General features: G+C 67.5%; 1 protein-coding gene. It reads right to left on the reverse strand.

The window, feature by feature from the left end:
* Positions 1 to 66: 66 nt before the first annotated feature.
* Positions 67 to 1,548 carry an NAD-dependent succinate-semialdehyde dehydrogenase gene (locus AC5RWT_RS37300; protein WP_494084602.1) on the reverse strand — a complete coding sequence of 494 codons (1,482 nt, stop codon included), beginning with the start codon at positions 1,546 to 1,548 and terminating at the stop codon, positions 67 to 69.
* Between the last annotated feature and the right edge of the window lie 20 nt (positions 1,549 to 1,568).

Below are 1,568 nucleotides of genomic sequence, written 5' to 3' on the forward strand. Positions count from 1 at the left end.
GTTGTGGCCGGCCTCCCTGTTCCGCCGCCGGCCGCCCGGTGGGGACGGCCGGCGGGCGGACCGGAACTACTTGGCGTAAGGATCCGCGATGCCGATGTACTGGACGGTGGTGTACTCGTCCAGGCCTTCTGCGCCGCCCTCACGGCCCATGCCCGACTGCTTCACGCCGCCGAACGGGGCGGCAGCGTTGGAGATCACGCCGGCGTTGTAACCCACCATGCCGAATTCGATCTGCTCGGAGACGCGGAGCAGGCGGTTCACATCGCGCGAGTAGATGTAGGAGGCGAGGCCGTACTCGCTGGCATTCGCCAGCGCGATGGCCTGCTCTTCGGTTTCGAAGGTGGTGACCGGGGCGACCGGGCCGAAAATCTCGCTGCGCAGGATATCGGCGTCGTTCGGAACGTTGGACAGCACGGTCGGCTGGTAGAAGTAGCCGTCGCCTTCCACGGGGGCACCGCCGGTGCTGACGGAGGCGCCTGCTTCCACGGCGGCGGTCACCAAGGCGTGCACGTCATCGCGCGCTCCGCCGTCGATCAGCGGGCCCACCGTCGTGTCCGCTTCGGTGCCGCGGCCCGGTTTGAGTGCCTTCATGGCGTCGGCGAACCTGGTGGTGAACTCCTCGGCGACGGAGGCATGGACCAGGAAGCGGTTGGCGGCCGTGCAGGCCTCGCCCATGTTGCGCATCTTGGCAGCCATGGCTCCTTCGACAGCCTTGTCCAGGTCTGCGTCTTCGAACACGATGAACGGGGCATTGCCGCCAAGCTCCATCGAAGTGCGCAGGACGTTGTCGGCAGCATCCTTCAGGAGCTGCTTGCCCACCGGGGTGGAGCCGGTGAAGGAAACCTTGCGCAGCCGGGAGTCCTGCATCAGCGGCCCGGAGATGCCGGAGGCGCTCTTGGAGGAAACCACGTTCAGCACTCCCGCCGGGAGACCTGCTTCCAGCATCGTCTGGGCGAACAGCTGGCTGGTCAGCGGGGTGAGCTTGGCGGGCTTGAGCACCATGGTGCAGCCGGCGGCAACGGCGGGTCCCACCTTGCGGGTCGCCATGGCCAGCGGGAAGTTCCACGGGGTGATCAGCAGGCAGGGTCCAACGGGCTTGCGCTGGACCAGGATCTTGTTCTTGCCCTCCGGCGTGGTCAGGTACCGGCCGTAGTCGCGGACGGCTTCCTCCGAGAACCAGCGCAGGAATTCGGCGCCGTAGGTTACTTCGCCGCGGGATTCCGCCAGCGGCTTGCCCATCTCCATGGTCATCAGCAGGGCGAAGTCCTCGGCGCGCTGGGTCACCAGCTCGAAGGCACGGCGCAGGATCTCGGCACGCTCCCGCGGCGCGGTGCGGGCCCAGGAAGCTTGCGCTTTGTCTGCGGCGTCGAGGGCTGCGAGCGCATCCTCGCTGGTGGCGGACGACAGGGTGGCCAGCACCTTGCCGGTAGCGGGGTCATGGACGTCGAAGGTCCCGCCGTCCGACGCATCCCGCCATTCGCCGTTGATCAGCAGGCCGGTGGGTACTTTGGCGAGCAGTTCTGCTTCGCGGGCTGCGGTTTCAGCCATGGCGGTGCCTCCAAGTGTTC

Source organism: Arthrobacter sp. Dra40, from assembly GCF_059091905.1.

What these genes read in the sequence shown, in the direction of transcription:
- AC5RWT_RS37300 (WP_494084602.1), bottom strand. Translation starts at nt 1,548, where the DNA reads ATGGCTGAAACCGCAGCCCGCGAAGCAGAACTGCTCGCCAAAGTACCC.